This is a genomic window from Streptomyces bungoensis, from assembly GCF_001514215.1.
In the GTDB taxonomy this organism is placed as follows: domain Bacteria; phylum Actinomycetota; class Actinomycetes; order Streptomycetales; family Streptomycetaceae; genus Streptomyces; species Streptomyces bungoensis.
This window is the reverse complement of sequence record NZ_KQ948851.1, coordinates 699415-726042: the sequence shown is the minus strand read 5'-3', so window position 1 is coordinate 726042 and position 26628 is coordinate 699415. Positions and strand designations below refer to the sequence as shown.

Here is a 26628-nt window from a genome sequence, read left to right as displayed (position 1 = left end):
CGCTATCGGCGCGGGCTGGGTAGGGCTGGTCGGCTGGTGGTGCTCCACCGAGGGACACTCGCAGCCGGCAGCGCGGCCGGCCGGCGGGAGGCGGCAGCCCGCTGCACGTCGAGCGGGGTTGGGGCCGGCGGCTGTGGCGGGATGATGGGGGTGAGCTGGGCCATGCCCTCGATGTAGCTGAGGGTTTCCTGGCGCCACCGGGGCAGCGGGGTCGGGTCGGCGACGCACTGCGTGACTGCGGTGAGCAGGGCGACGGGGGTGTCGGTGCTGGCCGTCGCGTACCAGACGGGCCGGTCGATGGATTTTCCCGCCCACAGCTGCCAGCGGGCGTCACGGGTGGTCAGCTCGGCTTCCGGATCGAGGTCCCCGGTGGTGAACTCCAGGCCGGCGAGGCCGTCCGGGGCCTGCACGGCGAAGACGCCCCAGCGGGGACGGTCGATCTGCCAGCCCTGTTGCAGGAGAGGCACGACGGCGAGGAAGGGATCGTGCTCGTCGGTTCCCGAGACCGGCCTGGCGAGGTAGGTGTCCGGCCCCTGTTCGTAGGCGGTGGCGATGGCGGTGGTGAACGCCTGGACGAACTCGGTGGGGACGCGGTCGTTGAAACACACGCCCCATGTCGGGGGGCCGAATGGGTCCTTGTAGGCGTTGATGCGCCAGAGTCCGTCGTCCTCGCCTTCGGGCAGGTAGCCCAAGCGCACGCGCCGGTCGGGGGCGTTGACGTACACGTTGCCGAGGTCGTCGTACTGAAGGTCCCAGCCATGGTCGAGGAGCGGGACGAGGGCAGGGTCGCCGGTGCAGGTGCTGCCGGCGAGATGGCGCGGGGAGACGAAGACGTCTCCGTCGAGCGTGTGACGGTCGTCGTGAAGGGACACGGGTTCCTGAGTGGCGGCGTGGGCGGATGAGTCAGCCGGCGGGCAGCAGAGCCGCTCGGAGGGCGTCGGTGGAGCCGGTGTAGTGCAGCGTGCGCAGGCCCAGGCGGGCGGCGGCCTGGCAGTTGTCGGGGCGGTCGTCCACGAACAGCACGCGTCGTGGATCTCTCACCCCGGTGGCCTGCAGTGCCTGCTGGTAGGTGGCCGGGGCGGGCTTGCACAGCTGCAGGCGGGCGGAGTAGAGCGCCTGGGTCATCATGCGGCGCCAGTCGTGGGTGTCGAGCACCGTACTGAGGTGGGCGGGTGCGTTGGACAACAGCACCATCGGCAGTCCGCTGCCATGGGCGCGACGCACGACGGACAAGACGCCGGCGTCGGTTGCGGTCCACATGTCGGTGTCTGCGGCAAGGAGTTCGCGCAGCAGGCGGGGGCCTGGATGGAAGCCGATGACGCGGGCCCAGTACGCCAGGTCGCTGAGCTGGCCGGCGTAGTAGAGGTCGCGGGCGTTCCAGAAGGCGCGCTGAAACGCTGCGAGATCGTCTTCGGGCCAGGAAGCGGTACGGGCCAGCCGTAGCCACTGGGCGCGGGTGGGCTGCAGGCCAAGGACGCCGTTGTAGTCGAGGATGACGGCGTCGAGGCCGGTGGGGCGGGTCAAAGGGTGGTGTTCTCCAGGGCTCGGCGGGTGAGGGCGGCGAGAGCGGCTGCGAGGAGGGCGGGCAGCAGCAGGGCCGTGGGCAAGGTGGTGGCGCTGGCGAGGCCGCCGATGACGGCGGGGCCGGCGAGGAGGCCGAGGTAGCCGGTGACGGAGACCGTGGCGACGGCTCTGGGGCCGTGTTTGCCGGCGGCAGTGATCAAGGAGGGGACGGTGCCGGACAGGCCGAGTCCGAAGACCGCCCAGCCGGCCAGCGCGGCAGGCACGCTGTCGGCGAGGACGCCGGTGGCCAGTCCGGCGGCGGCGAGCGCCGCGCCGGTGCGGACTACGGCAGGGGCTCCGATGGTGGCGGTGAGCCGGTCGCCGGTGAGCCGGCCTATCGCCATGCCCATGCTGTAGAGGGCAAACGCTGTCGCGCTGAGGGCGGTTGTGGCGTGCAGCGTGTGCAGGTGCACTGCGGCCCAGTCGGCTGCCGCCCCCTCCCCCAGCAGGCTCGCAGCCGCCAGCGCACCCAACAGCCACACCCCTCCCGCCCGGCCCTGACCGGCCTCCTGGGGCTGCGGCAGCTTGGGCTGGTCGGCGCCGCTCAGCGCGCGGGTGCGCGGACCGGCCACGAGCACGGTCGCGGTCAGCGCGAGGCCGGTGGCCAGGAACAGGGTGCTGTGGGTTGTGCGCGCAGTGGTGGCGGCCAGGGCGGCACCGCCCAGGGCGCCGATCGAGTACGCGGCGTGCAGGGAGGACATGACCGGCCGGCTGGCGGCGTTCTGGCAGCGGACCGCCGCGGTGTTGGCGGCGACGTCCAAGACACCGTGCGCGGCACCGAAGGCGAAGGCCGCCGCGAATAGCGAGGCCAGCGTCCGGCACTGCCCCAGCACGGCGAGGGCTGCTGCCAGTGCGACAGCTCCGCCGATCAGGAGCAGGGGAAGTCGGTCGGGCCGGGCGAGTCGACCGCCGGCCTGCAGTCCGGCGACCATGCCGACAGCGGCGGCGAGCAGGACGAGGGACAGGCCGGCGGTGGTGAGGTGGGCGGCGTGCTGGACGGCCGGCATGCGGGCGCCCCAGACCGCCATCACCACGCCCAGGCCGAGGAAGTAGCCGGTCAGCAGGACACCGCTGCGGCGCACGGAAGCGTCGGTGCGGCTCATGCGGGGCGGCCACCCGGAGCAGGCTCGTCTGCTGTGTGCGGCGCCACGTCGACCTGGAGATGGCGGACAGCCTGCTTGGCGCGGGCCTGTGCGAGGTCCGCGGTGGGCGCGGTGGTGATCAGGTAGCCGATACGGGCGGTGAACATGTTGCCGCCGTCGGCCGGGAGGAGCAGCTGGTCGCCGACCTGGTGCTGGAAGTGCACGCGTTCCAGCCAGCGCGGGCTGACGCCGTCGAATCCGAGGCGGAGTAGGGTGCCGGAGGTGTCGGGGTAGAGCAGCTGGATCGCGGCGGCCGAGGACCGGGGCGGCGTGAGGTCGGGGGCACGGCCGCAGGCGATGTCGGCGGCGGCGCGCGGCAGGTCGATGCCGGTGGCGAGCTGGACGAGGTGGCCGATCATGTCTCCGGCGATCCGGCCGTTGACCTCGACCAGCCGCGGCCGGCCGTCGACCAGCCGCATCTCGACATGACAGACGCCGTCGGTGATTCCCAGGGCGTGGATCGCGGCGCGTGCCGCCGGGGCGACCACGTCGAGCAGCGGGTCGGCGGCGTCGACCGAGTGGGCCAGTTCCTCGAAATACGGCGGGGCGCTGACCGTCTTGCGGGTGACGGCCACCACGGTGGTCTCACCGCCGTAGGTGACACACTCGGCGGACACCTCGGGTCCGTCGAGATACTCCTCCACCAGCACGTTGGTGGACTCGAGCCCCAGCCCGGCCGCCTGGTCGGCGAACGCGAAGGCAGCGGTGAGCTGTTCGGGGGTGTCGGCGCGGATCACCCCGATGCTGGCTGCGTGCGCGGCGGGCTTCAGCACGACTGGGTAGCCGATCCGCTGGGCCGCCGCCTCGGCCTCGGCACGCGTGCGCACGCTCACCGAGGCTGCCGACGGAACCCCGTGCCGGGCGAACAACGTACGGGAGGTGGCTTTGTTGCGGCATGCCTGCATGGCTTCCGGGGCGGTGGTGGGCAGGCCGAGCTGGCGGGCGAGGCGGGCGACCGGGACGAGGTACCACTCGGTCCAGGTGAACACGCCGGCCAGGTCGTAGCGGTCGGCCAAGGCCCGGCCGGCGGCGGACAGCGCCGCCTGGTCGGTCGGCTCGGACACGACCACGCAGTCCCGCAGGTACGGCGTCTCCCAGGAGGGCTCTTCGCCGGTGATCAGGACGACGTCGTAGGCGGCGGCCACGGACTGAAGGCAGTACCCGCGGTACGCCTCGGCCTCCATATCGGATGCGGCGACGACCAGGACGACAGGACGGTCGGACAAGAACAGGCTCCTCAGAATCTAAAGAGGGGGCAGGGATATGTGGACGGCGGACCTCGGCGGCGCAGGGCCGCTGCGAGTGTCCGGCGAGCAGCCGCCGCGAGCGGTGCCGGCGGGGCTGAGCGGCGAAGTCGGTGCCGGCCGAGGATGCTCAGGCGGGAGGAAACCGGGAGCTGTCAGTCGGCACGACGGCGGCGCAACTCGAACGCCGCAGCCCAGTGCGGGTTTTCGCTGATCAGCCGACGGGCGTAGAGGGCGGTGAAGTTGTTGTTCAGCCCGGCGACCCCGTACGGGAGTTGGCGGCGCAGGTCCTCGAAGAGGTCCTTCACGCCGACGCGTGTGGCGCCGGAGGCCAGACGGCGGGCGGCCATGCGTTCCAGGGCCCGGTAGACGTTCGGGTTGTGGGCGTCGAAGGCGTGGAACTGCTCGGTGATGGTGCGACCGGTCGCGCGGTGCGATCCGAGGGCGGCGATAGACATGAAGTTCTCCACAGGCTGAGGACGCAGCAGGGTCAGGTGCGCAGGACGGGATCGGTGCGAAGGCGGGCGAAGGAGCAGAACAGGCCGATGGCCTGCAGGGCGGCGCATGCGGTGATGACGTGTCCCAGTGCGTCGGGCGGGGTGAGCGCGGTGAGTACGCCGGCGACGGGGAAGGGCAGCAGGAGGATGAGGATGGTCGCCGACAGGGTGCTGCCGAACTTCTCCGGAGGGATCAGGCGGGAGCGCAGGGTGCGCAGGACGACCGTCATGCCTCCTTCGCCCGCCATGAGGACCGCGACTAGGACGAGGTAGGACCGGTAGTCGGGGGCCTGGGCGGCGGCGAGACAGCCGAGTGAGGCGAGGGCGGCGCAGGCGGCGCCGACCGGCCACAGACCGAGGCGGTCGATCGCAAACCGGCAGAATGTGACGCTGAGGAGCGTCGCTGCGGCAGCGGCGGACCAGACGAGGCCGACGGCGGTGGTGGACTGCCCGAAGTGCTTGACGACGATCACGGGGCCGGCCGCTTGGAGAAGGCCGGTGGCCAGGTTGGACAGGGTCAGCCCGGTCACGAGCCAGCCGAGCGCGGGCAGCGAGCGGATGGTGCGCCACCCGGTGAGCAGTCCGGCGCCGGACTGCCCCTTCGGCGCGCGGGCCGGTGCCACGGGCGAGGGCGGGGTGCGCAGGGCGAGCATGGCAGCCAGCAGCGAGAGCACGCTGATCATTGCGAGCATCGGCGGCGGCCCGGCGAGCAGGAGCACTGCGGCGAACGCCGGCCCGGCCATGGTTGCGGTCTGGTCGATGCCAAGCAGGACGGCCTGGACACGGTGGGCCCGCCGTCCTGCTCGCCGTCCGGCGGCGGCGCCCGCGGTCTCGGCCGCGATATAGCTGAACTCGGTGAGCACGCCGGTCGTCGCCGCCAGCACCATCACGGTCGCGCCCGCCACGGTGCCGGACGGGTGGAGGTGGAGCAGGACCGCGCCAGCGGCGAGGGCCAGCGCCCTCCCCAGGGAGGCAAGGTGGAAGACCACCGAGGCACCGCGCCGGTCAACGACCGAGCCGGCCCACCCGAACGCAGCCAGCCGCGGAATCCACTCCAGGGCGAAGGCGGCGCCCGTCAGCGCAGCGGATCGCGTCGTGGCTAGGACAAGCAGCGGGATGCCGTAGGTGGACATCGCGAACGCCAACGCGTCCGCCGTGCGCGGCAGGTAGATGCTGCGCATCAGCCCGCCGGTGTGGCGTGCGTGCCGCGGTGTGACCGCTGCGCTCACGCGACCGGCTCAGGCTCGGGCACCCTGGCCACCTGGGGATTGTCGGCCAGCCACTGGATCAGGAGGGTGCGGGCACGGGCCAGCCCCGCCTCGGCACCGTCGCCGGTCAGCGGAGAGAGAGCGTCGGCGCGCTCGGTGGAGAGCGACGGTGCCATCAGGTCGAGGACGTGCCGGATACGGCGGCTGAACTCGCAGACGGGGGCCGGGACGGCGTGACGCCGGGCCCAGCGAGCCATCGCGTCGTACAGGTCGGCCAACTCCGCTCCTGCCTCGGTAAGTTCGAGACCGGAGCCGGGTGCGATCCGGACGAGGCCGTGGGCGCGGGCCGTGTCGGAGGCGCTTCGCAGTTGGTGCGTGGAGAGGTCGGGCAGGGTGCCGGCCAGCCGTCGCGGCGGTATGGCGCCGTTGTCGTCGATCTCGGTGACCAGGCGGATCAAGGAGCGCGAGGCGAGAAGTTCGACGGCGTGGCGTACTTCGGCAGGGGTGAAGGGGGTGCTCATCGGCGCGGGCCTCCCGCCGGGATGGCTGCCTTCGGGCGGGCGGTCGTAGCGTGCGAGAAGAGATCGCGGTGGTGCCACGCCGGAGAGGATGCGGTCGTGCGAGCGGGTGGGAGCGCCGCGGGGGTCGGCCGTGGCTGGCTGCTGAGCCACGGCCTCGGCGCGGGCTTCGCCTGCGGGTGTCCCCAGACCGGGTGTTGGGCCGCCTGGTCGAGGCTCTGCCCGGCGGACCAGGCGGACAGGGCGCCGAGCACGGGGCCAAGGCCGTCGCCGGCTGCGGACAGCCGGTAGGGCTGGCCGATGCCGTCGGTGTCGACCAGGCCGTCGGCGACGAGCTGCCGCAGCGGCGGATAAATGTTGGTCCAGTCGCTGCTGGGCATCACGATCCGGGCCAGAGCCCGGCCGCTGACCTCCTGTCGGGACTTGAGCACCCACAGGATGGCGGCGGCGTGGCGCCGGGTGAGCAGGGTGAGGCCGTCCTCGATCTGCTCGATCGCGGGCAGCGGACCGTCCGCCTTCTCCAGGTGTTCCTCGGCCCAGGTGACGATCACCGGCAGGACCGGCAGCAGGGCCGCGCCACGTTCGGTGTGGCGGTAGCTCACGTGCCGTGCGGTGTGTTCGGTGCGTTCGACGAGTCCGGCGTCGCACAGAGACTTGAGCTTGGGGTGGAGCTGGCCGTTCTGCAGCCAGGACACCTTGGCCGCCAGCTCGCTGTAGCGCAGCGGCGGGCCGGAGAGGGCCAGGAGGATCCTCACGTTCCAGCGTGGGGTGATCATGGCGAGGGCCTCGGTGACCCGGGCGATGTCGGCGTCGGTGTCAGGGGGCAGAGCGGTGATGGCCAAGGGAGGAACTCCTGGGTGAAGGAAAGAGAGAGATCGCCTGGGTCAGCGGCTGTGTGCCGGGCTCGGCACCGGTAGAGGCGGAGCTGGAACGGACGGCGAGGGAGCCGGCGGGGCAGGCGTCGAAGCCGGGACGCGGGCCAGGCTCTGCAGGACGGCGGCGACCGACTTGGCCTGGACGTCGCGGACGGCGACGGCTTCGGCGAGCCGGCGTGCACCGTCGAGGAGGTGGGAGACATCGTGCGGGTCGATCTGCCGCTCGGGGTGGATGAGCCGGGCGAGGTGGTCGCGGTGGACGTCGATGCTGCGCTCGGCGAGGGCGAGGTCGTCGTGCATGCCGAGCAGGGCGGAGAGCATGCCGGGCGGCTGGTCCTGGGCGTGGGCTTCGAGGTCGGCGAGCGGCGCGCCGTACAAGTCCTCGATCCGTCCGGCTATGTCGGTGGACGTGAGGTGGGGCAAGCGTGGGCTTTCACGGTCGGCGGGCCCGGGCCGCCCCGGCACGCTGCGGTGCCGGGGCGGCAGACGGGGGCAGGGTTGCGGTGGCCCTGAGCTGAGCCGTTCGTACGGGCCGAGCCTGCTGGGCAGGCGGGGGCATGGTGCGCAGCAGTCCGCCGAGGGCGGCGCGGTAGCCGTCGCGGGCCTCCAGTGCGGCTTCCAGCCACTGCGCGTCGAAGCGGAGCTTGTCCGCCGACAGTTCGCCCATGTCGCGGTCCGGGTCCATGTCGGCGTGGACGCGGTCGCGGACGCGGGCGACCTGCTCCTCGGTGAGCGCCAGGAACGAACGCAGCTCCAGGGCACGGGCGAGCGCGGGCGAGGCACCTGGGCTGGCAGCCGTCTCGTACAGCTCGGGTAGCGGGTTGCCGAAGACCTTCTGCAGGTCGGCGTCCATGGTGCTGGCCTTGTCCCGGCTCATCGGGCGGTCCTTGCCGGCCGCCACGCCGATGCCGGTGCGGCTGTGCCGGCGGGCCGGTGGGGAGCGCTGGTCTGCACCGCCGGGCCGGTTCGGGGCCGGAGGCGGGCGAGGCGCTGGGCGGCGAGGTCCTTCTTCCCCGGGGCGTCCGGGTCGAGGAGCCAGCGCACGACCATGGCTCGGCCGTCGCGGGCGGTGACGGCCGCGTTCACCCGGTGGGCGAGGCCCATCGTCGGATCGTCGATCTCGCTGGGCTGGGTTTGCAGCGCAGCGAGGAGGTCGTCCTCCGCACGCTCCAGCACGGACTGGGCCTCGACGAGAAGGCCATGCCACTTGACGACGTCGGTGGCATCGGGATTCGCGGTCGGCGCGGCGGCGACCGCGGCCTTCAACTGGTCCATGCCCATGTCGAAGCGCGCTTCGATCCGTTCGGTGAGCACGCCCACGACATCCTCAGACTCATCGGATATGCCATCGGGCAAAGGGAAATCTCCTGTTCTGGAAAGGCCGATCCCTGGGGTGGGAGGGGCTGCCGTACCCGGTGGCTGAGCCGCTTACGGGCACCTGCTGGGCTCTGTCAGTCCAGGCACATTCGGACGTCGCGGTAGACGTACGTTCCGGAGACCCAGCCCTTGACCCCGGTGGTCTTGTCCGTGATGTAGAGCCAGTTGCCGCTCTTCTTGTGCACGGTGAACTTGTGGCTCTTGTAGAGCACGCCGAGCGCGGTGGACTTCGTGGTGGCCTTGGACCGGATGGTCACGGCCTTGGTGTGTACCTCGTACGGCAGCGGCGGCTGGGACGAGCAGCTGCTCGCGGGGGTCGCGCTGGCGGTGGTGGCGGACAGCACAGGCAGAGCGAGTGCGCCGAGCATGGCTGCGGATATGGCAATTCGGGTGGAGCGCATGCGGAAGAAACCTCCGTGAAGGCATAGGGATTGCGGGGAAGGTGCCGCGGGTGTTGTCCCGGCGGCTGTATAAGAGTCCGGATATTCGCCGGTTTGGCTAACCGGCGATCGTCGGCTATGTTGCGCCGCCCTGGTCGGCTTTGACGCTCAGCGTGAGCGGCCGGGCGGGCGCGGGGCAGGAGCCTTCGGCAAGCCGGCCGGGCGGCTAACTGCGGCTGCTGGGCGGACCGGCGGAAGAGGGCCGGCCTCGCCCGCGAGGCGGTCGTCGCACCACTGCAGTGCCTCGCCGAGCGTGTCGAAGCCGCCCTCGCGCAGGGTGTGCGTCCACGTCTCGGTGTCGACCTCTTCGACCACGACGCGGAACGGCGAGGGAGCTCGCTCGTCCAGGGCACGCAGGGCCACGACGATGACCATGTCGTCCGGGTCGTCGCTGGTGTAGGAGTAGCCCATGGCGTAGTGGTCGCCCTCGCCGGCGAGGCGCAACTCCAGCGCGCGCGTGGCCTCGTCCGCTGGCGGCGGGCCCAGTGGGGCGAGGGCGATGGCATCGGACGGACAGCCACGGTGGATGAGCCAGGACTGCGCCATCGCGGGCAGCGGCAGAGGGGCATGCTCGAAGCTGAACGTCCGCTTCTCGCGGTCCCGTTGCAGATGCACGGCGAGCACCTGCGGCATGCCGGGGTGCCCCCAGGTGGTGGTGCGGTCGAACAGGACGTAGTAGCTGTGCGGGCCGTCGTGGTGTTCGGCGAGGGGAACGAGCATGTCCTCGTGGACGGCGACCTTGCGGTAGAAGTCGAGGTATTTCTCCTCGTCGGCGTCGAGGTCGTCCAGGTCGAAGTCGACTTCGGGGAGGGACTTCCGGTCCGGCGCCGGGTCGGTGGGAGACAACAAGGGCCTTTCGGTGAAGTCAGCGCCGCTGCGCCGGGGTGGGCCGCGATGCGCCGGGGCGAGCCGGGACCTTCGGCGCCTGCACCGTGGGAGCCCGGCGGGCGGCGAACAGCGCGGCCCGTCCGGCGTCGGTGAGCGCGACCGGCTGGCCTGCGTGCACGGGGTGGCCGGTGTCCCGGACGACCAGGCCGGCGTCCTCCAACTGCTGCAGCTTGGCGTGGGGGATGCGGGTACCGGAGGCGGCTGTGACGGACATCCGGCCGGTCAGCAGGTGTTCGTAGAGCTTGGCGCCGCCGGCGATGGCGAGCAGCGCCGCCTGGTCATCCGTCGAGAGCTGCCGTGCGTCGGGCGCGGAAGCCGCCGCTGCGGCTTCGATGGGCTCCAGGGCGGCGAGCACCGCCCGGGCGGCGGCGTCCCGCGCGGCGGCGGCCTCTTCCAGCTGGTCCACCGCTGTCGACGTCGAACTCGCCGCTGGACAGGCGGTTGAGGAGCCGGAGGTAGAAGGTGACGCTGGTCTGGGCCTTGGCCAGTTCACGGTGCCGGTCGACCAGGTGGGCGTGCTGCTCGTCGAGGACGCCGCGGTCGCGGTAGGCCCACAGGGTGTCGATGTCGTGCCCGGTGACGGCTTGGAGGCGGTGGTCGAGCGGGGAGACCGCGCGCCGACCTGGTGTCGGCGCGGGTGGAGTGGGCATAGGCGGACCTCGGTGCGTTCAGCGGGTGTGATGGTGCGCGGGGTTTGGGGCGGGACGGGGCAGCCCCGGCAGTGCGGTGGGCGGCGGACCGGGCCGGGGCACGGGAGCGCGGGTGGTCAGCTGCGGGGAACGCGAGCGTGCCGCGTGGGTGCGGGCGCTCAGCGGCCGGCGGGTCATTCCCAGGCGGCGGCCGACCTCGTCGTAGACGTCGTTGCCTGCTCGCGGCCGGATGGCGACGACGTGGATCTCCTTGGGATGCGCGGACTCCGCGGGTGCCGGGCGGACGCCGTAGACGACGCGCCAGTCCTTGCGCGAGTCCACAAACAGCTTCCGGAATCCCTCCAGGTCACCGTCGAGACGCAGGCCGAAGCGCTGCGCGTTCACGACTTCCTGCAGGTAGGCGAGGGTGAGGTCGCGGATGTCGCTGGGGGCCTGGAGGAGATCGGTCAGCGCGCGGGGGTCGAAACTGAGTCCGAAGGCGGGCTGTCCCGCTCCCGCGGTCATGACGTCGGCTCGTCCGGTTCGGCGGCTTGTGTCGTGTTCGCCGTCTCCGTGCGCACGGACGGCGGCGGACCGGGCAGAAGGCGGTGCGCGGGCCGGTCGGGCGAGGTCATGCAGGCCGACAGCGGCCCACCCGGCGCGCGGATCGCCGCGACGGCGTGGGTGAGGAAGTCCCGGTGCCACACGAACAGGCCGGACAGCCCGGCTTCGGGATCCTTGTGCTGCTGGTAGGCGAGCCACAGGGCGTGGAGCCAGGCCACGACGTCGTCGTGCTCCTGCCACTGCAGGCACCAGGGTGCCGCGGTGGTGACCTCCGCCCCGTACACCGGGAGGAAGAAGTCATCCACCCAGTCGGACAGGGCGTCGAGTTCGTCCTCGCGTTCTTCTCCGTCGAGTTCCAGGATCGGGCGGGGCTCCGGTGGAGCGGCGGGAGGCGGCCCGCCGAGTCCTGGCATGCCGAAGGCGGCGAACGGTGATCCGCTGGGCGGCGGGGCGGACGCGAGGTGGTCGAGCTGCTGAGCCTGTTGCGCCGACTGCTCCATGAGCCGCCGCACGCTCGCCTCGATTCCCTCCAGCTGTCGATCCGAAATACGAACCGGCTCCAGCTCGCCATCGTCAGGCGACTTTGTTGATTCGGGCATTGAAAAGCTCGGCCTCCTACGAGACACGGGATGAGAAAAGGACGGAAGCGTCTGCGCGCGGCCCATCCGGCGAGCTGCACGGCCACTGCGGCGGTATTGCGCCGGCGGCTACGCCTTGGGGAGCCGGTCGCCTTGGCAGCAGGCAAGGACGGGGCTCAGCCGGTAAGGTCCACGTCGTCCTGCGTGAGGGTTTCGCGGATGGTCTCGGTGAGCCGGTCGGCCGCGATCGACGCGTAGTGCTCGGTCTTCTCCACGCCGATGAAGTCCCGGCCTTCCAGCAGAGCGGCCACGCCCGTGGAGCCGGAGCCGGCGCAGAAGTCGAGGACCGTGCCGCCCTCGGGGCTGATCTTGACCAGCTCGCGCATCACCTCGACCGGCTTCTGCGTGATGTGCCGGCGCTGCGCGCCCGAGGGCTGCGACGCCGAGTACATGCCGGGCAGATAGACCGGGTTCCGGGAGCCGTCGATCGGCCCCTTACTGGCCCAGACGATGAATTCGCAGTTCTGGGTGAACCGGCCCTTCTGCGGCCTGGCCTGCGGCTTGTGCCAGGCAAGCACGCCGCGCCACAGCCACCCGGCGGCCTGGATCGCGTCCGTCGTCGTCGGGAGCTGACGCCAGTCGGTGAACAACAGCGCGGTCCCGCCGGTCTTCGTCAGACGGTGCGCTTCGGTCATGATCTGCGTGAGCCAGAACGCGTAGGACCTCTGGTCCATGTTCTCGCCGGTGAAGTCGGCGAGGTCGTTCTTGGCATCGGCGGAGGTGTACTTCTGCTTCGCGGAGCGGGTGGTGCGCTCCTTCGCGGTCCGGCCACCGCTGTTGTACGGCGGGTCGGTGATGACGGAGTCGACGCAGCCGTCCGGAAGGCCGGAGAGAACGGCTAGGGCGTCGCCCTGGTGAAGGGAAAAAGGCAAAGAGGGGCCCCTATTCGGGTGCGGATTCACGGGGGGAACTAGCCGCCTCGCACAGGAGTCCTCGCGGGCCGGAAGTGGGCGTGCAGAAGCCCAGGGCCGCAGACCGAGGAGGCGAGGGGGAGTCCAAAAACTGTAGAGGCGAATCCGCCGACGACCAAGAAGTGCCGTGCGGGGGTGCCGGATTCCGGCACCTCGCGCCAGCTTTTTGGTCAACCGCCAATCCGCATCTACTGTTTTTGAACCGCCCGGCGCACACCGCCGCTGGCTACTCCCCCGCCACACCTCACGGAGGTACCCCCTTGCCCCGACACACCTAGCTCACGGCCCGGCCAGCTGGAGCGAGCGGCAACTCGCCCCGCGTCGGTCCGCCTTGATCGCCCACCCCGGCCGCCGCGCCCTTCCACCACGCCTCGCGCACGCGGCACGCCGGACACCGCACCCCCGAAGGACACGCTCATGACGTCTCGCTACCCACCCCTGCCCGACCTCGCTGACCCGCGAGCGGTCCGCTCCGGTTGAAGGCGCTCGCCGCCGGCATCGGCGTCGTCTTCCTCTCCCCGCTCCTGCTCGCCGGCACCGGCATGATGATGGCGTCCTCCGCCGACGCCGTTCAAAGCAGCAGCAGCTCCCTCATCTGCCTGAACGACATCGACACCAGCAAGGTCGCCGAGCAGGTCACCGAGATCCTCGACGGGGCGTCCGGCAAGAACGTCCACGTCGAGGGCCTGGACCTGCCCGCCGAGCAGGTTCCCAATGCCCAGACGATCGTGGCCACCGGTATCAGCCTCCACGTCCCCAAAAAGGGCCAGGTCATCGCGCTCGCCACGGCGATGCAGGAGTCGCGGCTGCGCAACCTCAACTACGGCGACAGGGACAGCCTTGGGTTGTTCCAGCAGCGTCCCTCCCAGGGCTGGGGCACCGCCGAGCAGATCCGTGACCCGACGTACGCGAGCGAGCAGTTCTACAAGCACCTGCTCAAGGTGCACGGCTGGCAGCAGATGACCGTCACCCAGGCCGCCCAAGCCGTCCAGCAGTCCGGCCTGCCGGACGCCTACGCGCAGTGGGAGCACCTGGCCACCGCGCTGCAGGAAGCCATCGCCAAGACCTTCCCCGGCGCCGGAAACGACAAGGACGCCAAGGATCCGAACCCAGGAAAGGACCCGGACGCCGGCACCACCGGGTGTGCTCCGGGCCAGGACGGCTCCGGCTTCGGCCCGATCCCCGAGGGCAGCGTCCCGAAGGGATACAAGATCCCCAAGGACGCCCACCCGAAGGCGCGCAAGGCCATCGAGTGGGCGATGCACCAGCTCGGCACCCTCTACCAGTGGGGCGGATCCTGCACCAACGCCCACGGTCCCGACCCGATGGGCCGCTGCGACTGCAGCTCGCTGATGCAGCAGGCGTACGCGCACGCCGGCGTCACCCTCTCCCGCACCACGTACACGCAGGTCAACGAGGGCAAGGCGGTCTCGCCCGCCCAACTCAAGCCCGGTGACCTCATCTTCAGCCGCGGCACCGCGAGCCGTCCCGAGCACGTCGGCATGTACATCGGCGAGGGCCTCGTGATCGAGGCACCGCGCACCACCAAGCCGGTCCGGATCACCCCGATCAAGGACTGGACGATTCTCGCCGCCCGCCGCGTCATCTGACGCCACCCGCCCGGACACCGCTCCGGACAGGCCGGCCGGTCACGGCGATCTTCCGCGCCCCGCGCGCATCTCCCCCCCCTTTGCTTCCCCTCTTCTCGCCGGCCCCTCGTCTGGCCCGCGTATGCAAGGAGCCCCGCCACACCTATGTCCCTCCCTCTCGCAGACCGCGTCATCCAGCTCGCCTACGACCCAGGGATCTCGCCCAAGGGCGGCGGCCTGCCCGGCCTGAGCGTGCTGAAGAACGTCGTCAACAGCATCAACATGTTCGGGATCATCGCCGTCGTCGGCGCCCTCGCCGTCTCGCTCGGCGTGTGGGCCTGGGGCCACCACACCGGCGGCCACCAGGCCGAGGCCAACGGCAAGAAGGGCGCCGTCGTCGCCGCGGGCGCCGCCCTCGGCCTCGGCGCCGCGAACGGAATCGTCGCGTTCTTCTCCACCCTCGGCTCGCAGGTCCACTGATGCGGAACCGATTCCCCACCCTCTCGCTGTCCTCTTACGGCGTCGGCTGGTCGGCCAACCGGCGCGTCGCCATCGTCGCTCTGGTCGTCACCGTCCTGCTCACCATCGCCGCAGCCGTCGCCTGGCTGTCCGGCAGCGGCAACGCCCACCGGGATCCGACCGCTGCCGGGCCGGCCGCGACGCACAGCCCGTCCTCCTCCGAGGCCCCCGCCCCGAAACCCGAGGCCGACTCCGGTTCCGTGCCCAAGCCTCCGCAGATCGCCGAGCCGGTCGCGTACGCCAAGGCAGCAGCCCAGATGCTGTGGTCCTACGACACCCGCGACACCAGCCGCGACCAGCAGCTCACCAGCATGCGCGCGTGGATGACCCAAGAGCCCGCCTACGCCGACTGGGCGTCCGTCTCCGGCCAGGTCCCTGATCCGTTGCTGTGGTCGCGGATGGCCGACCAGGACCAGCACGCCACCGCCCGCGTCACCGAAGGCCACTACCCGGGCGCGTTCAAGCAGGCCCTCGCCGAGGACCCCTCGGCGATCACCGAGGCGTACATCTACGTCGTCACCGTCAACGGCACGCAGCAGATCGCCTGGAAAAAGGGCGGCGGCGGAGCCGAGGACCGCGCCGTGACCCTCGCCGTGCAGTGCCGCCCCGGCCACGACTGTGCCCTGGCCGCCATCGCTCCGAGCGTCACGCAGTGACCCGCGCCTGACACGAGATAAGGAGGAGTAATTCCCCGTGGGTTTCTGTGATTACCCCCTGGCGGACAAGCTCTGTGCGGTCGGCGACGCGGTCGATTTCGCCTCGGACCCTGGCAAGGCCATCGGTGAATGGATGGCGAAGTCCGCAGGTGAGCTGGCTGCGGCAGCGGCCGACTTGGCCGCCAAGGCGGTCAACACCACCACGAAGGTCGACCTGAACGCCGGATGGTTCCGCGACAACTACGAGATGCTGCTGCCGTTGGGCCTGGTCCTGCTGGTCGCCACCTTCTGCGCGCAGCTCGTCCGGGCCGCCGTCAGACGCGACGGACAAGCCCTCACCCAGGCGTTCACCGGCACCATGTCAGGGGTCCTGTTCGCGTTCTGCGCCATCGCCCTGACCACGGTCGCCGTCGAAGTCGTCGACGCCGTCAGCGACGGCCTGTTCAAGACCGCGCACCTGAGCATCGAGTCGGCCGTGCGCCGCATCGTGAAGGTCAGCCAGATCGGGTCCCTGGCCGGACTCGGCTGGCTCGTCCCGGTCGTCGTCGGTCTCGGCGCCGCCATCGGCGCCTTCCTCTACTGGTGCGTGATGATGGTCCGCAAGGTCGGCATCCTCGTCATGGTCACCCTGGCCGTCTTCGCGTCCGCCGGCGGCGGCTGGGAAGTCGCACGCCGCTGGCGCAAGGGCTGGATCGAAGCCACCGCCACCCTCGTCGTCAGCAAGCTGTTGATGACTGTGATCTTCGTGCTCGGCATCGCCGCCATGGGCACGACCGACGCCACCGACGGCATCGCCGCCCTCTCCGACGTCATGTCCGGCATCGTGATCATGATCCTGGTGCTGCTGTGCCCCTATGCCGTCTTCAAGTTCGTGCACTGGGCGGCCGACGGCACCGACGGCGAGTCCATCCACCGCGCCGGCGGCGCAGGAGCGCAGATCGCCAAGGCCCACGCCGAGAACGTCGCCCGCAAGGCCGCGGCAGCAGCCGCCACCGCCGGAACCGGCGGCGCGGCAGCCGGAGCGGGTGTCGCCGCCGCGCAAGGCCCCGACGCCGCAGGCGGAGGCGGATTCCCCGGCGACATCGCCGCCAACCCGACCGGCGACAGCGGCGGCGGCAAGGACGCTTCGCAGGGTGGCGGAACGGGCGGCTCGCCCGGTGGCGGTGCCATGAAATCCGGCCTGGAGAAGGCCGTCCAGCCCGCGCCGACGAGCGTGTCGGATGACACCAGCGGCCAGGTGGGCGGCAGCCCGGGGCCGGGTGGATCCGGCGTGAGCGCCGCGTCCGGCCAGCAAGGCGGCTGGCAGTCAGTGCCGCCGACCACGACCCCGCCGCCGCAGGGCGCACCGCCGTCCCCTGGGGCACAGAACGCCACGCCCAGCGGGACGGCCTCACCGCCGCCGCCTGCGACCGGCCTCTGATCCCCTGTCCGTCTACCGGGGGCGGGACGTGTACTGCACCCCCGCCCCCGGGTTTCCGCCCGCGTCTTCAGGAACCGCCCCTTGACTGATCTCTCCGTCGCTCCGGTCACGGTGAAGTTTCCGCACCGGTCCCGCCGCGGCATCCTCCTCGGCCTCTCCCTGCCGCAACTCGTCCTTGTTTCCTGCACGCTGGCGCTGCTGCTGATGACGGTGGTCTCCACCGGGCTGGTCGGCGCCGTCGCCCTGGCACCGCTGTGGGCGGCTTCCGGTGCGCTCGTGGTGATCCGTCGGCACGGACGCTCCCTGATCGACTGGGCGCCGATCGTCGCCCGCTACGCACAGCGCCGACGCACCGGCCAGACGCTCTGGCTCGCCCGGCCCGTCACCCGGCCCCGGCAGGATGGCATCCTCCACCTGCCCGGCACGGCCGCCTCCCTCAAGGTGGTCACCCCCGGCGACTCCGCCAACGGCGCCGCGGCCGTGCACGACCCGCACCGGCAGACCCTGACCGCCATCGCCCGGGTCAGCAGCCGCGCCTTCGCCCTCCTCGACCCCGCCACCCAGAACCACAACGTGGGCAGCTGGGGACGCGCGCTCGCGGGCATCGCCCGCACCGGGCACATCGCCACCGTGCAGGTGCTGGAACGCACCGTCCCCGACAGCGGCGACACCCTCACCCGCCACTGGGCCCAGAACGGGCAGCCCCAGACACCGGTCGCCGGACAGATCTACTCCGAACTGGTCGCCTCGGCCGGTCCCGCCGCCGCACCCCACGAGACCTACCTCGCCATCTCCCTCGATCTGAAGGCCGCCCGGCGGCTGATCTCGCAGGCCGGCGGCGGGCTGCCCGGGGCGTTCACCGTCATGGAGCAGACCACCGCGTCCATCGCCCAGGCGGCCCGCAACGCCGGACTGATGGTCACCGGGTGGCTGACCGCGCGGGAGATCGCCGCCGTCATCCGCACCGCCTATGACCCGGGGGCCCTCGCCGCACTCCAGCAGTGGTCCGACACCGGCCGCGCCGAGGCCGATCCCGCAGCCGCAGGTCCCGTCGTCCAGGTCGAGGAGTACGACCGCCTCGCCACCGACAGCGCACGGCACGCCACATATTGGGTGGAGAACTGGCCCCGCACCGAGACGAGCGCCGGCTTCATGCACGGCCTCATGTTCACGGCCGGCGTGCGACGCAGCCTGTCCCTCATCTACGTACCGCAGGGGCTCGAGTCCGCCCTGCGGGACGTCCAGCGCAAGAAGGCCGCGATCATTGCCGACGCCAACGAGCGCGCCCGCCGCGGGCAGGTCGACAGCGAGGAAGACTCCGTCGAGTACGCCGACGTCAAACAGCGTGAGCGCCAGCTCATCGCCGGACACGCGGACGTCGCCCTGACCGGCCTCGTCACCGTCACCGCCGAGACCGACGCCCTCCTGGACGCCGCCTGCGCCCAGATCGAGACCCACGCCGTCACCTCGGGCGTCGACCTGCGACGGCTGAACTACCAGCAGCCCGACGCGTTCGCCGTTGCCGCACTCCCCCTGGCCCGCACCACCCTGTAGCTGCCAGTTCGCCCCCACACCCCGCTCCCGCCTCTTTGGCGGCAAGGACCTCCCATTGATCCCTCCCCGTCCCAGCACGCCCGACGCGCACCCCTACCTTCGGGCCGCCACCGCAGGCGTCCGCCACCACGCTCGTGCCCTCAACCGTGCCGCGCCCCCGGATCGCGGCCACCTCGACACCCTCCACGCCCACCTCACCGAACTACACCGGCTCATCGACCAGTTGGCTGAGGTAACGCGGCCCCCGCATCCTGCAGCAGGCCGCCACCTCGCCACCGCGCACACCCGGTTGTGGCAGGCCACCACCGAGATCCACGCCGCCTTCCACCTGCTGCCCGGCAACCCAGCGCAGGCAGACACCGAGACGAGCGCGTGCCATCCGGAACGGCTGCCCGAAGGGCCGCCCGTGCTGACCATCTGCCAACGCCACCTCGCCGCCGGGCACAGCATCCGGCGCAAGACCACCCCCACCGACCTCCGCCCGCACACCACGTCCTGCGTGCGATGAGCACCACCCGCAGAATCGAGGGCCCCCGATGAGTCACCGGCCCGCTCGCCGCGCCCGCCGCGCCTCCGCCAGCCCGCTGTTCACCCCGCACGGCACCGACCGGGCCAGCCGCAAGGCAGCCCGCCGCCAGCTCGCCGAAGCCACCGCCAAGGCCCGCGCCGAAGCCAGCGCCCACCAGGCAGAGAGCACACCCGCCGAGCACGAGATGCCCGCTCCGCTCTACCCCCCGAGCGGACGCCCCGGGCCCGCCTCCGCCCGCAACAACCGGCTGAAGCTGCCCGCCCACCGCATGACCACCGCCGTGGCCGCCGGCGCCTACCCCTTCCTCGCCGAAGGCGGGCTCGGCGCCGAGGGCATCTACATCGGCCGCGACGTCCACGCGGAAGCGTCGTTCGTCTTCGACCCGTTCGCGCTGTACGGCAAGGTCGAGGGATTCACCAACCCCAACCTCCTGCTCGCCGGAGTGATCGGCCAGGGCAAGAGCGCGCTCGCCAAGTCCTTCGCGCTGCGCTCGGTCGCCTTCGGCTACCGCGTCTACGTCCCCTGTGATCCGAAAGGCGAGTGGACGCCGGTGGCGCAAGCCCTCGGCGGCCGGTCCGTCGCTCTCGGCCCCGGACTGCCCGGACGCCTGAACCCCCTGGACGCGGCCCCGCGACCGGACAGCGTGACGGAGGCCGACTGGGTCGGCGAGATCCGCAAACGGCGCCTGCTCCTACTCGGCTCCCTCGCCCGGACCGTCCTGGGCCGGGACCTGATGCCCATGGAGCACACCGCCCTCGACGTCGCCCTCGACGCCGTCGTCACCCGTGCCACCGCCACCGGCCGCACCCCGCTCCTCGGCGACGTCGCCGCCACCCTCAACACCCCCAGTGCGCTCGACGAAGCCGCCGGCATGATGTCCGGCCAGCTCGGCGACGCCGCCCGCGACCTGGCCCACGCGATGCGCCGCCTCGTCCACGGTGACCTGGCCGGCATGTTCGACGCCCCATCCACCGTCGCCTTCGACCCGCACGCGCCGATGCTCACCATCGACCTGTCCCGCCTCGGCGGATCCGGCGACGACACCGCCCTCGTCCTGGCCATGACCTGCGCAAGTGCCTGGATGGAGTCCGCCCTCTCCGACCTGAACGGCGGCCGGCGCTGGATCGTGTACGACGAGGCGTGGCGACTGATGCGGCACGTCGGCCTGCTGCAGCGGATGCAGGCCCAGTGGAAGCTCAGCCGCGGCCTCGGTATCGCCAACCTCATGGTGATCCACCGCCTGTCCGACCTGCTCACCGCCGGCGACGCCGGATCACAAGGCCGCGCCCTCGCCGAGGGCCTCCTCGCCGACTGCAGCACCCGGATCATCTACCGCCAGGAGACCGACCAACTCCACGCCGCCGCCGCCCTGCTCGGCCTGACCTCTGTGGAAATGGACGCCATCGCGCACCTCAACCGGGGCCGTGGTCTGTGGAAAGTCGCTGGCAGATCCTTCATCGTCCAGCACCTGCTGCATCCCAACGAGCTGGCGCTCTTCGACACCGACGCCCGAATGCATTGAAAAAGCGTCTAGTTCACGAATCCTGACAACACCCCATCGAAGGACTCTCGTATCTCCCCGCGTGACCCGGACTTCGACCTGTACGACAACGTCGGCCGCGACGCCGACCAGATCCACGCCGCCCGGTACAACCTCGCCACCCGCGGCGACCTGAAGCGGTGGGCGCGACGCGACGCGCAGCCCTTCCGCGACGCGCATCCGCTGCCGGACCAGCCCTGGCCCGCACCTGATCTCACCCCCTACCTGGACGCCCTCGCCGCGGCTCAGACTCCGGCAGAGATCGAAGCAGTCACCGACCACGTCCTGGACGCCGCCGAACCTGCACTGCGCGCCGTGAGCGACTACCTCGTCGCCGCCGCCCGGTGGCGGCGGGAGAACCGCGGTGCGGCCAAGGGATCTCCCTCAAACCTGCTGATGACGGCGGCCAGCCGGGCGCTGTCGGTCCTGGCCCTCGCCGACGAGGCCGGTCTGAGCAGGCTGCGCGCCGCCTACGACCCGGCTCCCACCCCCGCGACACCGACCGGCGGCCAGCCTGGGGCCAGCGCAGGCGTCCCGCCCGCTCCTCCGTCCCCCGGTACCGCACCCCGCCGATAGCTCTCTTTCTGCGGTTCCAGTCCCGCCCGACTCTCGCAAACGCGATCCCGAGGGACCACCACTGTTGATCGACACGGCACCGCCACCGCCTGCACACGGAGTCCTCTTGAAACGTCCCCCTCACCTGAACGCCACCGAATGGGCCGAATACCAACAACGCCGAGCCGAAGTCGACGACCTCATGGCACAGGTCGCCGACCAGGACGCCCAGATGGAACACGACCTGATCGCCACCCACGACGAGTACGAACTCGGCTTCAGTCAGGAGTCGCAGCCGGGAGTCACCCCCACTGGACGGACGCCTCCACCGCACCGATCTCCCGCCTCCTCCCGCGGGAGGAACCGTGGCCGCTGACGAAGCGAGCACCCCAAACTCCCGCCGCGTTGCCTCGCTCGCACCGCTTCCCGACCACCGCAACGTGGACACCCCGTGGTGGCAGGAGCTGTGGCGTCGCCACGCGCACATCACCACGCCGCTGCGGGCGCGCGGCCTGCAGTGCGACATCGAGTTCGGCCTCAGCGCCTACATCGTGCGCGTCTCTCTCCCCGACGACAGTTACCTGATCATCGGTCCTCCGCAGGAGCCGTCCTCCGAGCGCCCGCCCGGAGACCCCGAGGGCTGGATCGCGACGCGTGAGCACCCCGACGACCCGTCGCTGTTCGAGGTCCTCTACGACTCGGTCCCCTCCGACGACCCCGGCGCTCCTCAGCGGCCCGAAGCCCGCCACGGCGGCAGCGCCCAGCCCCTGATCGAGGCGATCAACCACCGCCTGGCCAAGCTCGGACTGCTGCCGCACCCCGTCCTGCCCGGCGAAAGCCCACACGTGCACTCAGCCCAGCCGACGCCCCCGCCCCAGGCCCAGGGCGTCCCCGGCACACCCGACGACGCTCCCATCTACGTCTACGGCGACGCGCTGCGCGCTCTGACCGACCGGCTCAACGGAGCGGAGTCGCATACGGATGCCGCTGCCCTGCTGCACCAGATCCTGGAGCCCACCGACGGACTGCTGGCGCAGCTCGGCGAGTTCTTCGAAGCAGCCGGGGAGAAGGCCAAGGAAGCGGAGGAGGACGACGGCTTCGACCTGTCGTACGACCTCGCCGACGCCGCCGCCGAGATCCGCAACCTCGGAGAGGTCCTGCACGTGGCCGAGGACAGGATGCGGGCCCTCACTCCGCTCGCGTCGGCACCGCGACTGCCCTCCAGCCCGGCCCGTACACCGTCCCTGCCCCCGCGAGTGCTCCCGCCGGCACAGCCGCGGCACACGCGCTGACCCCGGACCACCGCTTCCCTCCCGGAACACATGACTTCACTCCGCACCGACCTGGCCGCCTTCGCCGCCGCCCTTTCCGCGCGCCTGCCCGGCACCTGGACCAGCCAGTACCAGCGCCACTCGCAGTACGCCGACCAGTTCCCCCGCACCGAACAGCTCTGGGACACCGGCCACGTCGACTACGTCGTCAGCCAGTACGTCCTCACCCACGACGCCGTGCTCCACGGGCCGGCCGACCAGCGGCTCTACGTGACCGACCGGCCTCGCTACCCGCACCAGTTCGTCGTCGCTGCGCTCGCCCCCGACGGCTCGCGCATCAAGCCCCACCACTTCGCCGGAGTCGCGGAACCCAACGGCATAGCCGTTCCCAAGGACCCCGCGCGGGCGGCAGCACGCATCGCCCGGCGGCTGCTACCCCGCTACGAACAGGCCCTGCGGGCGGTCCTCAACAACGCGGAGCACCAGCCCCAGCCTCCGCACCGGCCCGCCCCACCGCAGGTCGACCAGGTCCTCACCCTGACCCTGTACAGCGACGGAGCCCTCGGCGCACCGTACGAGAGCGTGCCGGTGGATGCCCGCATGACCCTGTACACCCACGGCTTCCAGTACCACCCGCACCAAGCAGCGTTTCTCCTGCCCACCGCCTACGGGGACACCGGTCGTGCCCTTCGCGTCCACTCCGTGGTCCAGCAGCTCACGGCCAAGGGCATCGGCGTGAACCTGCGCCACTCGGCGCCCACCACCAGCGCCGCCCTGCCGCCGGCCTCAGCGAAGGCCGTGTCCCCGCTCCGCCGTACGCGCTGACCCCCCTGCCCCTAGATCCTTGGAGTCTCCATCCGCATCGCCCGCCGCACCCTGCCGCTGTTCGTCGGCGCCGCCTGCCTCGCCCTGGCGCTCACCGGTTGTGCCACCGACAACGATGCTGCCGTCGCCAAGCAAACGCCCAGCGCCAGCAGCGCGCCGCAGCCGGCGCCTGCCCTCAGCGCCGCCCAGGCCCGCGCCGTCATCACCCACTACTCGCAGATCAACAACGAGGCCAACGCCGATCGCAACCGCGCCCTGCTCGGCACCATCGAGGACGGCCCTCTGTACGCCATGTCCGTCTCGGACTACGCCGAGACCGAGGGACTTCCCGCGGCCGACCGCACGCCCTACAAGCCCTGGTCCTACGACACCGCCAGCACCAAGCTGTACATCCCGCGCCTGGCCGCCGGACAGGACCGCTGGTTCGCCGCCGCGCTCTCGGACGACAAGGGCAAGGCCCCCTCGCGTCTGGCGGTGTTCGCCGAACGACCCCAGCACAAGCGCTGGGAGATGGTGTCCGTCGTCGACCTCGACAGCCCGAAACTGCCGGACATCGCACTCGACCACGACGGGTACGCGACGGCCGTCGCCGCCGACGGCAACAAGCACCTCGCCGCCGACGCCGGCGTTCTGCGTGCCGCGGTGCTCGACAACTTCGCCACCGGCGGCACGCACACCGGGACGAAGGTCTTCACGCCGACCACGGCGAGCAAGCGGCAGATCGAGGTCCACGACAAGACCGGCACCCGCTACGGGGACCAGGGCACCACCGTCTTCGCCGGCGCCGACAACCGCTACAAGGACGCCTACGCCCTCAAGACCACCGACGGCGGCGCGCTAGTTCTCTTCTCCCACATGCACCTGCAGACCGACGCCGTCGCGCACTCCGGCCTGCAGATCAACCCGGGCAAGGAGGACCGGGCCTGGCTCCACGATGTGCCCCGCACCTCCATCAGGTACACGTTCGTGTGCAACGACGCCGCCACCGTCCCCGCGAAGGCTGCCCCGTCCCGCCTGATCGGCTACACCTGCGCCCGCACCGATGCCTCCGGCCCGCCGGTCCCGTCCTGGTCGGCCCGCGTGTAGACGCACCCGCGCGCCACCTGATGGCCGCCGAACATTTCCCGCCCCCCTGCTTGCTACGGAGAGCTCCCTGTCCACTCGCTCCTTCATCGCCCGCCCCACCGTCGGCACGGGCTACACCGGCATCCACGTCCAGCTCGACAGCGTGCCCAGCCACCACCTCCCTCTGCTCCTGGCCGCCTACCAGTACAAGTTCGGACGCGACATCGAGGCCATGTGCCGGCACCTTATCGACGACGTCGCCGTCGGCTGGGACGAACTCGGCACCGATCTCCTCGACGATGCCCCGCCCGCACTCGTGACCGCGCTGACCGGCGGCAACCACTGGCCCAGCCGAACCCTCGACCACCTGGTCACCCCGGACGGCTCGCCGCCGGTACGCATGTCGGTCACCGACGAGACCGCCGATGCGCAGGACATGGAGTGGGGGTACGTCCTGCACAAGGAGGGCGTCGAGGTGATCAGCCTCCTGCACGATGACATCGGCCCCATCGTGAGCTGGGCCATCGACCCGCGCACCGCCTTCAACGACCACCCGGCGGCCTGGTCCTCCCGCGACTCCCCGCCCGCTATCCGGGCATCGCGCAGCACGCCGAGTCCGAGCGCTCCTGCCGCAGCCCCGGCAAAGGCCAGCCCCTCGCGCCCCACCGCCCGCCGCTAGCTTTCCCTCGTCTTCCCGGAGCCTTCCCTGCCCCCGCGCACCACGCCCTTGATCACCGTCGTCATCGCCAGCCGCCTGCGCGAAGACCGGCTCGACTACCTGACAGCCATGCATGCGAGCCTGACCCGGCAGTCCGTGCCATGGGAGGCCGTGATCGCGCTCGACGGTGCCTCGCCCAACCGCCTGCCGGCCCCGCTCGCACAGGATGCCCGCGTTCGCACGCTTGCGCTTCCCCGGCCGGTCGGCGCCGCCTGCGCCCGGAACCTGGCCCTCGGCCATGTGCGCACCCCGTACACCAACTGGGCGGATGACGATGACGAGTTCACCGACGATGCGATGGCTCTACGGCTGAACACCCTGGAGTCCACCGGGGTCGGCTGGTGTGCCGGCTGGAGCGAGGACCAGCACCCCGACGGCTCGACCACCCTGTGGCGCTGCCCCACGCCGCCCGGCCGGCACGAGGCCGGTGACGTGTGGACGTACTGGAAGTCACCGGTGGACACCATCCCGATCGGGCCGACTACGATCCTCGCCCGCACCGACCTCGTGCGCGCCGCGCCGATGGGCGGCCTCGTCCAGGGCGAGGACTACTGCGCGGCCCTCGGCGTCACCGCTCTCGCGCCCGGGATCCTGCTGCCGGTCCCCGTGTACCGATACCGCAAGTGGAACGGGCAGATGACAGCCCAGGTCGGATATGACCAGCTGGAGGCGGCTGCCCGTGAGCACGCCTGGGCGTACGGCCGCAGCCTGCGCGCCGTCCTGCGCGGCGGCGCGGACCTGGTCCGTGACTGAGGCGCAGATCATCCTGGCGCACAGCCGGGAGTCCGGGATCGTCGCCATCGCCTCGGGCGAGCGGTATGCCTGGGCGCACACCGCCCTCGCGGAGAGCGGCTTCCAGCGGGACGACGAGGGCGTCTGGCACCTGCCCGCGGACGGCACCCAGACCACCGTGGTCGACCTGGTCACGTGCGCGAAGCGGCACCGCACCAGCGTGCACACGAGCAGCCGCCGGTTCATCGGCGACGCCGCCCGCGACCTCGCGCGCCTACTGCCCGGCCAGTGGCACGCCTCGGTCGAGATCTACTCGCACCCCGCCTGGCAGGAAGACCTCGTCCCCTGGATCTGGGACAGCGGCGAACTCGGCCGCGCCGTCCAGACCGAGCGAATCCCCTACGCCGCGCTCCTCACCGACGCGGTGCAGCGCACCGCGCTGCTGTTCATCGAACGTCCCGGCCGTCAACTCGACTACCTGGTCGGAGCCTTCTCGCCCGAGGGACTGGAAGGGGGCTACGGCGATCCCCACGCCCCGCGCAGCATCGTCCTGCCGCCGTTTGCCGGGCGGGCTGCCCAGGCCCTCACCGGCCGGTACCTCCCCGCCTACGAGCAGGCCGTCCACGCCCGCCAGACGGCGGCCATCGCCGCCGTGCTCGGGGACATCCGCTGCGAGCACGACACCTGGCAGGCCATGAACGCCTCCGGACGCTACAGCGACACCACCCCGCTGAGCGCCGCCGCTCGCGGCGCCGCGACGGAGTTGTTCCTCGACCACGCCTGGCGCCGTTTCCTGACCGTCGTCGACCACGCCCCGGCGCTGCTCGACCGGTGCCGACCCGCGAGCAGCCCGTGGCCCGACGACGCCGCGGCCCTCTCCCGTCTGGCCGACGCCGTGATCGATGCCGAGACCCTGGTCGACGAGATCGTCCACGGCGGTTTCGTGCCGGAGCAGGAGCGCCGAGCACGCGCGTGGTCGGCCATCGAGACCTGGCTCACTGACGGCGAAACGTTCTTGCGTCAGGCCCGCATCAGCGCACCCCACCGCCGCCCGGCCCTGCCCGTCGCCGCGCCGGCCCGCCCCTTCACCACGGCCCGGCCCGCGCACCGCGGCCCCTGACCCTTCCGCCCCACGCCCCACGCCCCACGCCCCAAGGAGAA

31 protein-coding genes and 1 pseudogene are annotated in these 26628 nt (G+C 71.5%); 15 read left to right on the top strand and 17 right to left on the bottom strand.

What is annotated here, in order from left to right; translation table 11 throughout:
* Window positions 1-2 precede the first annotated feature (2 nt).
* From AQJ66_RS02920 to AQJ66_RS02840, 17 genes and pseudogenes are all read right to left on the bottom strand, one after another.
* Window positions 3-872, bottom strand: a complete 870-nt coding sequence (locus tag AQJ66_RS02920; protein ID WP_061915869.1) for an SPDY domain-containing protein — start codon at window positions 870-872, stop codon at window positions 3-5.
* Between the two features lie 31 nt (window positions 873-903).
* Window positions 904-1524 (bottom strand): HAD-IA family hydrolase, encoded by a 621-nt coding sequence (locus AQJ66_RS02915; protein WP_061915866.1) that lies wholly within the window; start codon window positions 1522-1524, stop codon window positions 904-906.
* Entirely contained in the window at window positions 1521-2666 is a 1146-nt protein-coding gene (locus AQJ66_RS02910) for an MFS transporter (protein ID WP_061915862.1), read from the bottom strand. The genes AQJ66_RS02915 and AQJ66_RS02910 overlap by 4 nt, the downstream gene beginning before the upstream one ends.
* Window positions 2663-3889 carry an ATP-grasp domain-containing protein gene (locus AQJ66_RS02905; protein WP_061916709.1) on the bottom strand — a complete coding sequence of 409 codons (1227 nt, stop codon included), beginning with the start codon at window positions 3887-3889 and terminating at the stop codon, window positions 2663-2665. Before AQJ66_RS02905 ends, AQJ66_RS02910 begins: the two co-directional genes overlap by 4 nt.
* Before the next feature lie 215 nt (window positions 3890-4104).
* On the bottom strand, window positions 4105-4407 hold the full coding sequence (locus tag AQJ66_RS02900; RefSeq protein WP_040896681.1) for a hypothetical protein: 303 nt from the start codon (window positions 4405-4407) through the stop codon (window positions 4105-4107).
* Window positions 4408-4439: 32 nt separating this feature from the next.
* Complete coding sequence (locus AQJ66_RS02895; RefSeq protein ID WP_061915859.1) at window positions 4440-5675, bottom strand: MFS transporter; 1236 nt, start codon at window positions 5673-5675, stop codon at window positions 4440-4442.
* Complete coding sequence (locus tag AQJ66_RS02890; RefSeq protein WP_061915856.1) at window positions 5672-6175, bottom strand: hypothetical protein; 504 nt, start codon at window positions 6173-6175, stop codon at window positions 5672-5674. Before AQJ66_RS02890 ends, AQJ66_RS02895 begins: the two co-directional genes overlap by 4 nt.
* Complete coding sequence (locus AQJ66_RS02885; RefSeq protein ID WP_006143148.1) at window positions 6172-7014, bottom strand: winged helix-turn-helix transcriptional regulator; 843 nt, start codon at window positions 7012-7014, stop codon at window positions 6172-6174. The genes AQJ66_RS02890 and AQJ66_RS02885 overlap by 4 nt, the downstream gene beginning before the upstream one ends.
* A 42-nt stretch (window positions 7015-7056) precedes the next feature.
* Window positions 7057-7470: a hypothetical protein gene (locus AQJ66_RS02880; RefSeq protein WP_061915853.1), complete on the bottom strand. Its 414-nt coding sequence runs from the start codon at window positions 7468-7470 to the stop codon at window positions 7057-7059.
* A 10-nt stretch (window positions 7471-7480) separates the two neighbouring features.
* Window positions 7481-7924, bottom strand: a complete 444-nt coding sequence (locus AQJ66_RS02875; protein ID WP_006143150.1) for a hypothetical protein — start codon at window positions 7922-7924, stop codon at window positions 7481-7483.
* Window positions 7921-8403 (bottom strand): hypothetical protein, encoded by a 483-nt coding sequence (locus AQJ66_RS02870; protein ID WP_061915850.1) that lies wholly within the window; start codon window positions 8401-8403, stop codon window positions 7921-7923. The genes AQJ66_RS02875 and AQJ66_RS02870 overlap by 4 nt, the downstream gene beginning before the upstream one ends.
* Before the next feature lie 95 nt (window positions 8404-8498).
* Window positions 8499-8792: an SH3 domain-containing protein gene (locus AQJ66_RS02865; RefSeq protein WP_061915846.1), complete on the bottom strand. Its 294-nt coding sequence runs from the start codon at window positions 8790-8792 to the stop codon at window positions 8499-8501.
* A gap of 180 nt (window positions 8793-8972) precedes the next feature.
* Window positions 8973-9713: a hypothetical protein gene (locus tag AQJ66_RS02860; protein ID WP_061915842.1), complete on the bottom strand. Its 741-nt coding sequence runs from the start codon at window positions 9711-9713 to the stop codon at window positions 8973-8975.
* A gap of 16 nt (window positions 9714-9729) precedes the next feature.
* Window positions 9730-10402: pseudogene (locus AQJ66_RS40925) on the bottom strand (hypothetical protein).
* An 18-nt stretch (window positions 10403-10420) separates the two neighbouring features.
* On the bottom strand, window positions 10421-10906 hold the full coding sequence (locus tag AQJ66_RS02850) for a hypothetical protein (RefSeq protein WP_061915839.1): 486 nt from the start codon (window positions 10904-10906) through the stop codon (window positions 10421-10423).
* Window positions 10903-11445, bottom strand: coding sequence for a DUF4913 domain-containing protein (locus tag AQJ66_RS02845; RefSeq protein WP_061915836.1), 543 nt, complete (start codon window positions 11443-11445; stop codon window positions 10903-10905). Before AQJ66_RS02845 ends, AQJ66_RS02850 begins: the two co-directional genes overlap by 4 nt.
* Before the next feature lie 254 nt (window positions 11446-11699).
* Entirely contained in the window at window positions 11700-12455 is a 756-nt protein-coding gene (locus AQJ66_RS02840) for a DNA-methyltransferase (protein WP_006143159.1), read from the bottom strand.
* A gap of 515 nt (window positions 12456-12970) precedes the next feature.
* Here AQJ66_RS02840 and AQJ66_RS02835 point away from each other — a divergent pair.
* The 15 genes from AQJ66_RS02835 to AQJ66_RS02775 all read left to right on the top strand — a co-directional run bounded on the left by AQJ66_RS02835 (window position 12971) and on the right by AQJ66_RS02775 (window position 26587).
* Window positions 12971-14104, top strand: a complete 1134-nt coding sequence (locus tag AQJ66_RS02835) for a C40 family peptidase (RefSeq protein ID WP_061915834.1) — start codon at window positions 12971-12973, stop codon at window positions 14102-14104.
* 144 nt (window positions 14105-14248) lie between these two features.
* A complete protein-coding gene (locus AQJ66_RS02830; RefSeq protein WP_006143162.1) occupies window positions 14249-14563 on the top strand; it encodes a DUF6112 family protein in 315 nt (104 codons plus the stop codon).
* Window positions 14563-15258: a dihydrolipoyllysine-residue succinyltransferase component of 2-oxoglutarate dehydrogenase complex gene (locus AQJ66_RS02825; RefSeq protein ID WP_061915831.1), complete on the top strand. Its 696-nt coding sequence runs from the start codon at window positions 14563-14565 to the stop codon at window positions 15256-15258. Before AQJ66_RS02830 ends, AQJ66_RS02825 begins: the two co-directional genes overlap by 1 nt.
* 37 nt (window positions 15259-15295) lie before the next feature.
* Window positions 15296-16678, top strand: a complete 1383-nt coding sequence (locus AQJ66_RS02820; protein ID WP_061915827.1) for an SCO6881 family protein — start codon at window positions 15296-15298, stop codon at window positions 16676-16678.
* A gap of 81 nt (window positions 16679-16759) precedes the next feature.
* Window positions 16760-18232, top strand: a complete 1473-nt coding sequence (locus AQJ66_RS02815; RefSeq protein WP_061915824.1) for an SCO6880 family protein — start codon at window positions 16760-16762, stop codon at window positions 18230-18232.
* A gap of 55 nt (window positions 18233-18287) precedes the next feature.
* Window positions 18288-18740 (top strand): DUF6238 family protein, encoded by a 453-nt coding sequence (locus AQJ66_RS02810; protein WP_079060034.1) that lies wholly within the window; start codon window positions 18288-18290, stop codon window positions 18738-18740.
* A 28-nt stretch (window positions 18741-18768) separates the two neighbouring features.
* The gene (locus AQJ66_RS02805; RefSeq protein ID WP_061915821.1) at window positions 18769-20283 is read left to right on the top strand and encodes a TraC family protein; all 1515 of its coding nucleotides are present in this window, start codon (window positions 18769-18771) and stop codon (window positions 20281-20283) included.
* Window positions 20284-20616: 333 nt separating this feature from the next.
* Window positions 20617-20877, top strand: a complete 261-nt coding sequence (locus AQJ66_RS39635; RefSeq protein ID WP_006143170.1) for a hypothetical protein — start codon at window positions 20617-20619, stop codon at window positions 20875-20877.
* Between the two features lie 106 nt (window positions 20878-20983).
* Window positions 20984-21232 carry a hypothetical protein gene (locus AQJ66_RS38745; protein WP_158006016.1) on the top strand — a complete coding sequence of 83 codons (249 nt, stop codon included), beginning with the start codon at window positions 20984-20986 and terminating at the stop codon, window positions 21230-21232.
* Complete coding sequence (locus AQJ66_RS02800) at window positions 21222-22148, top strand: hypothetical protein (protein WP_061915818.1); 927 nt, start codon at window positions 21222-21224, stop codon at window positions 22146-22148. Before AQJ66_RS38745 ends, AQJ66_RS02800 begins: the two co-directional genes overlap by 11 nt.
* A 30-nt stretch (window positions 22149-22178) precedes the next feature.
* Complete coding sequence (locus AQJ66_RS02795) at window positions 22179-22952, top strand: hypothetical protein (protein ID WP_061915815.1); 774 nt, start codon at window positions 22179-22181, stop codon at window positions 22950-22952.
* Between the two features lie 15 nt (window positions 22953-22967).
* Entirely contained in the window at window positions 22968-24038 is a 1071-nt protein-coding gene (locus AQJ66_RS02790) for a DUF8094 domain-containing protein (protein WP_107118835.1), read from the top strand.
* Between the two features lie 142 nt (window positions 24039-24180).
* Entirely contained in the window at window positions 24181-24696 is a 516-nt protein-coding gene (locus AQJ66_RS02785; protein WP_079060033.1) for a hypothetical protein, read from the top strand.
* A gap of 48 nt (window positions 24697-24744) precedes the next feature.
* Window positions 24745-25488: a glycosyltransferase gene (locus tag AQJ66_RS02780; RefSeq protein WP_079060032.1), complete on the top strand. Its 744-nt coding sequence runs from the start codon at window positions 24745-24747 to the stop codon at window positions 25486-25488.
* Entirely contained in the window at window positions 25481-26587 is a 1107-nt protein-coding gene (locus AQJ66_RS02775; protein ID WP_061915809.1) for a hypothetical protein, read from the top strand. Before AQJ66_RS02780 ends, AQJ66_RS02775 begins: the two co-directional genes overlap by 8 nt.
* Window positions 26588-26628 lie beyond the last annotated feature (41 nt).

Excerpts from the sequence above, each read along its gene's own strand:
- AQJ66_RS02845 (WP_061915836.1), bottom strand. The coding sequence starts at position 11,445 with ATGGAGCAGTCGGCGCAACAGGCTCAGCAGCTCGACCACCTCGCGTCC.
- AQJ66_RS02865 (WP_061915846.1), bottom strand. The coding sequence starts at position 8,792 with ATGCTCGGCGCACTCGCTCTGCCTGTGCTGTCCGCCACCACCGCCAGC.
- AQJ66_RS02905 (WP_061916709.1), bottom strand. The coding sequence starts at position 3,889 with ATGGAGGCCGAGGCGTACCGCGGGTACTGCCTTCAGTCCGTGGCCGCC.
- AQJ66_RS02910 (WP_061915862.1), bottom strand. The coding sequence starts at position 2,666 with ATGAGCCGCACCGACGCTTCCGTGCGCCGCAGCGGTGTCCTGCTGACC.
- AQJ66_RS02795 (WP_061915815.1), top strand. The coding sequence starts at position 22,179 with ATGACTTCACTCCGCACCGACCTGGCCGCCTTCGCCGCCGCCCTTTCC.
- AQJ66_RS02900 (WP_040896681.1), bottom strand. The coding sequence starts at position 4,407 with ATGTCTATCGCCGCCCTCGGATCGCACCGCGCGACCGGTCGCACCATC.
- AQJ66_RS02825 (WP_061915831.1), top strand. The coding sequence starts at position 14,563 with ATGCGGAACCGATTCCCCACCCTCTCGCTGTCCTCTTACGGCGTCGGC.
- AQJ66_RS02890 (WP_061915856.1), bottom strand. The coding sequence starts at position 6,175 with ATGAGCACCCCCTTCACCCCTGCCGAAGTACGCCACGCCGTCGAACTT.
- AQJ66_RS02805 (WP_061915821.1), top strand. The coding sequence starts at position 18,769 with ATGAGTCACCGGCCCGCTCGCCGCGCCCGCCGCGCCTCCGCCAGCCCG.
- AQJ66_RS02875 (WP_006143150.1), bottom strand. The coding sequence starts at position 7,924 with ATGAGCCGGGACAAGGCCAGCACCATGGACGCCGACCTGCAGAAGGTC.
- AQJ66_RS02830 (WP_006143162.1), top strand. The coding sequence starts at position 14,249 with ATGTCCCTCCCTCTCGCAGACCGCGTCATCCAGCTCGCCTACGACCCA.
- AQJ66_RS02850 (WP_061915839.1), bottom strand. The coding sequence starts at position 10,906 with ATGACCGCGGGAGCGGGACAGCCCGCCTTCGGACTCAGTTTCGACCCC.